General features: G+C 35.6%; 7 protein-coding genes and 1 pseudogene. 2 read left to right on the top strand and 6 right to left on the bottom strand.

Annotated features, from left to right (window positions below; genetic code table 11):
* Positions 1-24: 24 nt before the first annotated feature.
* Positions 25-828: pseudogene (locus IV84_RS09355) on the top strand (IS30 family transposase); the annotation flags it as partial.
* Between the two features lie 115 nt (positions 829-943).
* On the opposite strand, the gene rplS reads toward IV84_RS09355, so the two are convergent.
* The 6 genes from rplS to IV84_RS09325 all read right to left on the bottom strand — a co-directional run bounded on the left by rplS (position 944) and on the right by IV84_RS09325 (position 4,904).
* The gene (gene rplS, locus IV84_RS09350) at positions 944-1,291 is read right to left on the bottom strand and encodes a 50S ribosomal protein L19 (RefSeq protein WP_056986521.1); all 348 of its coding nucleotides are present in this window, start codon (positions 1,289-1,291) and stop codon (positions 944-946) included.
* 128 nt (positions 1,292-1,419) lie between these two features.
* On the bottom strand, positions 1,420-2,175 hold the full coding sequence (gene trmD, locus IV84_RS09345) for a tRNA (guanosine(37)-N1)-methyltransferase TrmD (RefSeq protein ID WP_046870577.1): 756 nt from the start codon (positions 2,173-2,175) through the stop codon (positions 1,420-1,422).
* Positions 2,172-2,693: a ribosome maturation factor RimM gene (rimM, locus tag IV84_RS09340; protein WP_056986519.1), complete on the bottom strand. Its 522-nt coding sequence runs from the start codon at positions 2,691-2,693 to the stop codon at positions 2,172-2,174. Before rimM ends, trmD begins: the two co-directional genes overlap by 4 nt.
* A 50-nt stretch (positions 2,694-2,743) precedes the next feature.
* Entirely contained in the window at positions 2,744-3,001 is a 258-nt protein-coding gene (locus tag IV84_RS09335) for a KH domain-containing protein (protein ID WP_046870579.1), read from the bottom strand.
* Positions 3,002-3,016: 15 nt separating this feature from the next.
* Entirely contained in the window at positions 3,017-3,289 is a 273-nt protein-coding gene (gene rpsP / locus IV84_RS09330) for a 30S ribosomal protein S16 (protein WP_046870580.1), read from the bottom strand.
* A gap of 610 nt (positions 3,290-3,899) precedes the next feature.
* Positions 3,900-4,904 carry a 3'-5' exonuclease gene (locus IV84_RS09325; RefSeq protein WP_046870581.1) on the bottom strand — a complete coding sequence of 335 codons (1,005 nt, stop codon included), beginning with the start codon at positions 4,902-4,904 and terminating at the stop codon, positions 3,900-3,902.
* A 261-nt stretch (positions 4,905-5,165) separates the two neighbouring features.
* On the opposite strand from IV84_RS09325, the gene IV84_RS09320 reads away from it, so the two are divergent.
* Entirely contained in the window at positions 5,166-5,717 is a 552-nt protein-coding gene (locus tag IV84_RS09320; protein WP_046870582.1) for a hypothetical protein, read from the top strand.
* Positions 5,718-5,904 lie beyond the last annotated feature (187 nt).

Here is a 5,904-nt window from a genome sequence, read left to right as displayed (position 1 = left end):
AACCTACATTTTTAAACTGCCCTTGACACCGGTCAAGCTATTTATGAAAAGAATCGTTCTCACTGCCACTCAAAAGGGTTGCTAAGACCATGTAAATTCTTTTTTAACCTCTTGACTAAAGCCCTTAAAAAACACTTTAGATCGGCTGGCGTTGACGGATTCGTTCATCAATTTCAAGCTAAATATCCTAGGTTCAAATGTCCTTCAACTCCCACCGTATATCGTTATATTGACCGCGACCTTCTGGATGTTAAAAATAGTGATCTTCCTAAGAAGCTTAGACGGCGAGTTAAGGGCAAACACAAGCATAGTCGACATAATAAGAAGATATTAGGTACCTCAATTGAAGAACGGCCCAAAAGTGTCACCGAACGCACAGCGTTTGGTAATTGGGAAGGTGATCTAGTTAAAGGGCGACGAGTAGCCTCTGAGCCTGCATTACTTACGTTGACAGAACGTATGAGCCGCTTTGAAATAATTATCAAGCTTCCAGATTACCATGCTCAGACTTGTTTAGACGCTCTTCAAAAAGTTATCGATCAATATCCAGGTTGGTTTAAATCTATTACTTTTGATAACGGTAGTGAGTTTTCGAAGCTTACACAAATTAAAGGCACTAAGATTTACTTTGCCCATCCGTTCTCGCCTTGGGAACGTGGCAGTAATGAGAACACTAATGGCCTTATCCGGGAATACATTCCTAAAGGACGATCATTGAAACAATTTACTGAAGCACAGATTCACCAAGTTCAAAATGCAATCAATGACAAGCCCCGTAAAATCCTGCACTGCCTGAGTGCCAAAGCATTCAGTAAAACTTTAAGATAGTTCCCTAGACCAATTTCTATTTTACTTAGCAAGTGTTGCACTTGATTTGACAATTCAGGTTTAAAAATACCAATAAAAAAACACAAATCAAAAATTGATTTGTGTTTTAATTATATTAACGACGGTCTTCTTTAATACGAGCTGCCTTACCATTTAAAGCACGTAAGTAATAAAGTTTAGAACGACGAACACGACCATGACGAATAACTTCTATCTTAGCAACACGTGGTGAATGTAATGGAAATGTACGTTCCACACCAACACCATTACTGATCTTACGAACAGTATATGTTTCGCTAATGCCAACACCATGACGCTTGATAACAACACCTTCAAAAAGTTGGATACGCTCATGTGTACCTTCAACAATTTTGGCGTGTACTCGTACAGTATCTCCAGCACGGAACTCAGGAATATCATCACGTAATTGTGATGCGGTAATTTTACTAATTAATGGATTCATTGAAAATCCTTCCTTTCATCAACATTCTTATCCTTCTCGAACAGCGGAATATTGTGTGTTTTAGTCTTAACAGACCAGTTAAAAGCTTAGCATAAAACGTGTGACCTGTAAAGCTTGTTTAATATTAACTAATCGTTATTTTTGTCACTGGACTCCAGTTTAATTTCTTCTAGAAGCTCATGATCTTTGCGATCGAACTCCATTTTGTCCAACAAATCTGGGCGCTTTTGCAATGTTCTCTTTAAAGCCTGTTTACGACGCCATTTAGCAATCAATTGATGATTTCCGCTGAGTAATACCTCAGGAACCTGCATGCCCCTAAAATCGGCAGGACGCGAATATTGGGGATACTCTAAAAGTCCTGTTGAAAAAGAATCACCTGGAGCTGATTCTTCATTTCCTAATACACCAGGTAAAAGCCGGACTGTCGCATCAATCATAACCATTGCTGCCAACTCACCGCCTGTTAACACGTAATCACCTAATGATACCTCATCAGTCGCAAGCGTCTTAATTCGCTCATCATAACCTTCATAGTGGCCACAAATAAACGTTAAGTGCGTTTCATTGGCAAAATCTTCTGCCATTTTTTGATTAAAAGGCTTCCCACCAGGATCCAAAATAATTACGCGTCCTTTTGGTAATTGCCGATTTTCATCTTCAACAGCCGCCATTGCATCAAAAATCGGTTGTGGCTGGAGCAACATTCCTGCACCACCGCCATAAGGATAATCATCTACATTATTATGTTTGTTGCTCGCGTAATCTCGAAAATTGGTTACCTTCATATCCAATAACTTATCTTCAATTGCCTTCCCAACAATCGACTCATGCATCGGCCCGCTAAACATATCGGGAAAAAGACTTAATATGTCAATTTTCATTCATCAAGTCCCTCCAACAATTCAACCGTCACTCTGTGTGCATTTAAATCTACCTTTTTAATAACTTGCTGAATATATGGCAACAATAAGTCTTTCTTACCTGACCGTTTGACTACCCAAACATCATTAGCTCCTAGGGAAAGAATCTCAGAAATCTGTCCCAAAAGCTGCTCGTCCAAATCATAAACATCCAATCCAATAATATCGTCATAATAAAATTCATCAGAAGACAGTTGTCCACGATCCTCTGCTGATATTTTTAGATCAAACTGTTTAAATTTTTCAACATCATTTATAGAATTAAATCCATCAAATTTCAGGAAATAAAGACTTTTTTGTTGACGTGCTTTGGCAATTTTTAAAGCTTTTACTGGTTTATTTTCGTTTTTAGGCGCAAACAAATATAATTGTTTGCCAGCTTGAAATCGTTTCTTAGGGAAATCTGTAATGGGCATTACTTTAACTTCGCCTTGAATACCATGCGTATTAACAATTTTACCCACATTATAATATTGCATTAATTTACCTCATATATAATAAAAACTCTTAAACAAAAACAAAGTTTCGTTTAAGAGCTTTTTGATTTACCGTCTTCAATCACCAACCGAACTCGTTTATTACCCTGAAAGCGAAAACTATAAACAACATTCCGAATTGCTTGTGCAACGCGTCCGTGTCGTCCAATTACTCGACCAACATCAGCTGGATCCATACTTAAATGAAATTCATAAAAACGTTCTGATTCCGATTGCTCAATTGAAATCCGCTCTGGATGAGAAACGAGTGGTTCAACAATTGCTAAGATTAAAGCTTCTATATCTTTCATAATCAGTTATCCCGATTACTTAGCAAGCTTTGATTCGTGATACTTCTTCATAATTCCAGCTTTTGAAAGAATATTCTTAACGGTATCTGATGGTTGAGCACCATTGCTTAACCAACTTAAGATGTCTTCCTCATTTAATTTTACTACAGCTGGATTAACTAATGGATTGTAAGTACCAACTTGGGCGATAAAACGACCATCACGTGGTGAGCGAGAATCAGCAACAACCACCCGATAGAAAGGACGCTTTTTTGAACCCATTCGTTTCAAACGAATTTTTACAGACATGTCAACACCTCCTGTTTTATTTCACGTTAAATAATATACCAGTTATTCAATTAGATGTAAAGGGTTTTTTCTTTACAGGTAGACTAAAGTCCATCAAACCGGCCTTTAAATTAAATATTTACCGGTCATCTTCAACCGTAACCGCAGTATTTCTGATTGCTTGAACCATATTTAAATTCCGATCGTTTGTAAAACAGCACGTCCTAAATTACCCAAGAAACAGAGTAACAAAACTTTTAAAGTTGGTGTTTAAAATAACTATTTATGTATTTATGATCATTCTTATAAGAGTCATTTTGCAAATAACAAGAATAATCACCTACTTTGATAAAATAATTCAAAAATCACTTACAAAATTTTTCTAGAATACGCTATTACTTAACGTAATAAAGAAGAAACCACAATATGTTTTCTATTCGCAACATCATTTACCTCGGCACATTCTTAGTTAAAGTTTTACTCTAACTTGGTCACAATCGCAAGATATCATTTATATTTGCCAAAAAAATAATTTTTTAAAAGGGTATTATTCCTCCACCTTATTTTAAATCCTAAATTATGTTTAATACCTATTGTTTAATACCTATTTTAATAATTTGCAGTTATAGCTTTAACCCGTAGCTTCATTTCCAACCTGTTGCCACGGTTCAGATTCCAGTTTTCCAAGTTTTTTAATCATCTCTTCACCATTAATAATTTTTAAATGATTATATTTTTTGGAGATCCTATAGGCTTTTTTCTCTTCTGCACTAAGCTCAGCGTCCGCACTATTATTTAGGCTCTCCCCATCAATAAAAACATCAACTTCCTGATCTAATTTACACATCACCTGTCCACCGTACTTGATCACCAATTGTTGCATGTCAGAATTTGATTTTCCTTCAAAAGTTCCATAAACAGTCACCTTTTGATGTTCAAAAATACTTTTATGATGCTTTTTTACTAATTCAGATGCTAAATCATCCGTAGCCAAGTGCTGGTAAACAACCGCCGTCGTCTTACAATCATTTAAAGAATTATGGGAACGATTATGAACGTCGAAATACTTTTTAAGAATCGGTAAACTAAATTTTTCGGTTGGTAGCTTTTTGACTTTTGCAAGTTGAAAAGTATCTATGAGTCGATTATCACTAAAAGTCATCCCCTTTTCTTCCAAGAATGGTATATCAAAAGAAATAATGTTATGTCCAATAATTGGATAATTACCAATAAAGGCGCGATAATTAGATGCCACCTCATGAAATTCAGGAGTATTTTCTAACATTTGTGAAGAGATCCCAGTAAGATTGCTAATAAAACCACTAACCTGCTGTTTGGGATGCACTAGCGTATCAAATTGTTCGATCTGTTTATCATTATGATATTTAATACCACTAAGTTGAATCACTTCATCTGTATTCTTGTCTAATCCAGTTGATTCAATATCAATCACCACATAATCCTGTGGAAAATCAGTACTTGCTGCTCTAACAACACTACCACGTTTAAGTGTCTGAACAATTACATACATCAAAAACTCTTTTTTTGCTTTCACCGTCATGTTTGTTTCAGCCAGATAGGCTTTAATTTGCGAATCCTTAACCAGTTTTGCATATACTTCTTCATAACTTGCCATTTTAATTCCGCCTATTCATGAATATTTAAACACCTCGTTAATTTCATAATACTCATCTTGACGACACTATATGTCATGTAAAACCGTCATATTTATTTTTAGCTTTTAAACTTATTAATAAAAAGGCAGAAATCAACAAGTTTTATCAACTTAATCAATTTTTGCCTTTAGTTTTTGGTATGATTAAATACAATAACATCAAGTTACAAAATCGTTTATAATGAGTTTATCAATTCTGGTTTGGGAGATGAAATCTTACTCATGAAACGCAGAAATTTCCGCTTTAATAAGTATGGGAAAAAATCAATTCGTAACATTATATTTTGGGTATTAATTGCTTTAATATTTGTTGCCACAACGACATTTGTTTATGTTCGTCATCTGCAAATGGAACCACCGGCTAACAATTTAACGCTTAGTGCCGCCAGCTCACGAAAAGAAAAGAAAGCTGAGTCTGCATCTATCGCCAAATTTGAATCTAGTCTTAGTGCCAAAGACAGATCCAATGCGCAATCTTCTTCAATTTTTCGTGCACGAAGTTCAATCAGTAGGGCTAGCGAATCATTGGCACGAGAAAAAGCTTCTAATAGTAAGGTGGCATCTTCCCTAAGAATTGCCCAAGCAAAAGCTACTAAAGATGCAAATTCAGTTGCAAAAGATGCTAAACAAAACTCAACCAATGCAGAAAAAATATTTAGCGAGCCAACTAAAGCAAGTTCCAGTATCCAAAGTAAGCCTAGTTCAAATGATGAATCTAGTAGTAGTTCCAGTCACTCAAAAAGTTCTGCCAGTAGCACTAGTTCTAGTGACTAACCAAATATTATAAATATCCAGGTAATGCCCAAATTAAATATTTTTGAATCGGTTAAAAAAACATCTTTCTGTTACACGTACAACAGCAAATTCTAAACTCGTATCAATTGATCCACAAATATAAGGATTACGCAGGTAAACCAACCAAAAAGAAACTGGGTCTACACTTTCTGGTATTGGTGAATAA

The sequence above is a fragment of the Pediococcus damnosus genome, from assembly GCF_001437255.1.
Lineage (GTDB): Bacteria > Bacillota > Bacilli > Lactobacillales > Lactobacillaceae > Pediococcus > Pediococcus damnosus.
The sequence above is the reverse complement of the archived record's forward strand: the minus strand, read 5'-3'. Positions and strand labels throughout refer to the sequence as shown.

Excerpts from the sequence above, each read along its gene's own strand:
- rimM (WP_056986519.1), bottom strand. The coding sequence starts at position 2,693 with ATGCAATATTATAATGTGGGTAAAATTGTTAATACGCATGGTATTCAA.
- rpsP (WP_046870580.1), bottom strand. The coding sequence starts at position 3,289 with ATGTCTGTAAAAATTCGTTTGAAACGAATGGGTTCAAAAAAGCGTCCT.
- IV84_RS09325 (WP_046870581.1), bottom strand. The coding sequence starts at position 4,904 with ATGGCAAGTTATGAAGAAGTATATGCAAAACTGGTTAAGGATTCGCAA.
- trmD (WP_046870577.1), bottom strand. The coding sequence starts at position 2,175 with ATGAAAATTGACATATTAAGTCTTTTTCCCGATATGTTTAGCGGGCCG.
- IV84_RS09320 (WP_046870582.1), top strand. The coding sequence starts at position 5,166 with ATGAAACGCAGAAATTTCCGCTTTAATAAGTATGGGAAAAAATCAATT.
- rplS (WP_056986521.1), bottom strand. The coding sequence starts at position 1,291 with ATGAATCCATTAATTAGTAAAATTACCGCATCACAATTACGTGATGAT.
- IV84_RS09335 (WP_046870579.1), bottom strand. The coding sequence starts at position 3,001 with ATGAAAGATATAGAAGCTTTAATCTTAGCAATTGTTGAACCACTCGTT.